This window comes from Bacillus testis (assembly GCF_001243895.1).
Lineage (GTDB): Bacteria > Bacillota > Bacilli > Bacillales > DSM-1321 > Bacillus_AD > Bacillus_AD testis.
The window spans coordinates 598,548-601,047 of sequence record NZ_LN851186.1; the positions used below are offsets into that span (position 1 = coordinate 598,548).

3 protein-coding genes and 1 rRNA gene are annotated in these 2,500 nt (G+C 36.6%); 3 read left to right on the forward strand and 1 reads right to left on the reverse strand.

Annotated features, from left to right (window positions below):
• Positions 1-58: 58 nt before the first annotated feature.
• The 3 genes from rrf to BN1765_RS03525 all read left to right on the forward strand — a co-directional run bounded on the left by rrf (position 59) and on the right by BN1765_RS03525 (position 1,525).
• A 5S ribosomal RNA gene (rrf, locus tag BN1765_RS03515) occupies positions 59-174 on the forward strand.
• A gap of 480 nt (positions 175-654) precedes the next feature.
• Positions 655-1,038: a hypothetical protein gene (locus tag BN1765_RS03520; RefSeq protein ID WP_050613864.1), complete on the forward strand. Its 384-nt coding sequence runs from the start codon at positions 655-657 to the stop codon at positions 1,036-1,038.
• On the forward strand, positions 1,028-1,525 hold the full coding sequence (locus tag BN1765_RS03525) for a hypothetical protein (RefSeq protein WP_050613865.1): 498 nt from the start codon (positions 1,028-1,030) through the stop codon (positions 1,523-1,525). Before BN1765_RS03520 ends, BN1765_RS03525 begins: the two co-directional genes overlap by 11 nt.
• Before the next feature lie 208 nt (positions 1,526-1,733).
• Here the strand turns inward: BN1765_RS03525 and BN1765_RS03530 are convergent, their stop codons facing one another.
• Positions 1,734-2,165: an NUDIX hydrolase gene (locus tag BN1765_RS03530; RefSeq protein WP_050613866.1), complete on the reverse strand. Its 432-nt coding sequence runs from the start codon at positions 2,163-2,165 to the stop codon at positions 1,734-1,736.
• Positions 2,166-2,500 lie beyond the last annotated feature (335 nt).

Below are 2,500 nucleotides of genomic sequence, written 5' to 3' on the forward strand. Positions count from 1 at the left end.
ACATGATTTACCCTTCCGTTATCTAGTTTTGAAGGAATAAACCTTTTAAATAAATATGTCTGGTAATGATGGCGAAGAGGCCACACCCGTTCCCATTCCGAACACGGAAGTTAAGCTCTTCAGCGCCGATGGTAGTTGGGGGTTTCCCCCTGCGAGAGTAGGACGTTGCCAGGCAAACGAAAGATCAGCTGATTGCTGGTCTTTTTTTTGTTATCTGAAACAAGAAAATTTGTTAGGAATCTGGGTAGATCCTGGAATGTACTTTGTTGAGTAGAATGAGGGAAATGAACGAAGAGATTCCAAATTGATAAATTGCTCAATATTCCGCTAGAGAGATATGGTTGAATAAATCTTGCCGCCTATAGCACCCACAATTAAGAAAAAGAAGCAAAAAGATTTGTCGCTTACTATTTTATGGTGATAAGGTAAATAAGACTTGTATATAGGATGGAAAAAAAGCCATGCTTAAAGCGTTCTAGTAATTGGCTGATGAGACAATACAAGATGTTATTACTTTTGTCTGGGAATTATGAACAAATATATCTGACCTTTGCCTTGTTTTATCTTTTTCCAATGTTTTCAATCGAAATCTATATTTTTACGAGGTATAATGAGGAAATGTGAGATAATTGTTTAAAATAAGGGAGGAAATGCATGATGGAATGGGCTTTAGCCATTTTATTTGGTGCAGCAGTTGTGTTGCTCATTTTATCTTTCTCAATATCCAGAAAAACAACTAAAGAGCAACAACAAGAAGCAAATGCGCATTATGCATCTTTTATGAAAGAACTAAAAGAACTTCAAGATAAAACTCATTATATGGAGCTTGATCTTGATATTATCGCGCAGGAAGCTGGAATCAACAAAACACCGCAAGAAAGAATGGTGTTGCGTGAGGCACTGGATATGTATAGAAGGAAGTATTCGATTGAATCAATTGCGAAGAAAACGAATTTGAGCGAAGGAGAAGTAGAAAAGTTACTAGCGCCATATCCGAATCCAAAAGTAGTCAGGGGAGAGATCGTTCATGACAGCTAATACACTTCGCAGCTTTGCCTTTGGGTTGCTTGTGGCTACAGGAATATGTGGAGCAGTCTACTTTTTAACTCCGGATGCAAGTGACGATAAGAGCACTCAAAAGACAGTGCAATTATCGGAAGAAGAAATGAAAGATGAATTATCATCACAAGGCTACATAGTTTTGACGAATGACCAACTTAAGGATCAAATTTCAGCAGCTCAGGAAAAAGAAAGTGATAAAAAAACGGAAAACCAAGAATCGGACAAAGTGGTTTATCGAACCATGTTGACCGTAACGTCTGGTATGACAAGCATAGATGTAGGGAACGCATTGGCGAACGCGCATGTAATTGCTAGTTCGAAAGAATTCTCCGATCTAGTTGAAAGAAGAGGCCTTTCCCAAGCTCTTCGTCCAGGAACGTTCGAAATCCAAAGTGATATGACCTTGGAGCAGGTAATCGCTGTGATCTTTAAAAAAGAAATAGAAGCAAGAAAAAATCGTTAATGAATCAGACCCATACAAGTAGATATAGCTTCTATCTTGTATGGTTTTTTTTATGCTTTCATTTAGAAGTGTAATATTAATAATATATCTTGGCTGGCCAGTATTTCTAAATTAGCTTTGATAAAGGATATGGTAATTTTAATTAAAACGAGGGAACATAAAATTTATGAAGTTCCCTTGTTCAAATAGCATTCCTTAAAGGTTTTGTTTAAAATTCTATATAGAATGGATGGGTGTTTTCATTCAAACTGTATTTAATCCTTTGTCTGAAATTCGAATAAGTTACCATTTCTAAGGCTCGCTCAATAGGAAAGAAGCCTACTTCTATACTCTCTGGAGTAGTTGTTAATTCGCCTCCAACCGGTTTAGCTAAGAACAGCGTATTACAAATCGATTTATTCACGTTCTGGAATATTCCGCAAAATGTTAATACCTCAATATCAATACCTGACTCCTCTTTCGTTTCCCTTATTGCAGCATCTTTCAAAGACTCGCCTTCTTCAACTTGTCCACCTGGCATTTCCCAACCTCTCCTAGGTCCCTTGATTAATAGAATTTCCTTTTGTTCATTAATTACAATAGTGGCTGCTGAAACTATATGTTTTGGCGGTGAATAAATAGTTTGTGTCCTTTGTTCCAATTGATTTCCTCATTTCAAAAAAATTTGTATGCTTTTTTTCAGTAATCTTGCCCTCTATAAATCACTTTCAATAATCACCATCTTACTCACAGTGGTGTCGTCATTTCATGTGGTCTAAATCAACTCAATTAATAATGGTCGATGTATTTTGTTGCCAGCCTTTTAAACGGCTCTGATAACTATTTATATTATAAAATATGATACTTATCCCCGAACGTGTTTCTTGCTATCTGATTTAATCTGTAATAGTTCATTCCTTTTTAAGTCGTAGATGCCCGCCAAACATTTGGACGAAGAACTTAAAAGGAGATAGTTTAGAACGTATGTCTTCCAGC

What these genes read in the sequence shown, in the direction of transcription:
- BN1765_RS03520 (WP_050613864.1), top strand. Translation starts at nt 655, where the DNA reads ATGATGGAATGGGCTTTAGCCATTTTATTTGGTGCAGCAGTTGTGTTG.
- BN1765_RS03525 (WP_050613865.1), top strand. Translation starts at nt 1,028, where the DNA reads ATGACAGCTAATACACTTCGCAGCTTTGCCTTTGGGTTGCTTGTGGCT.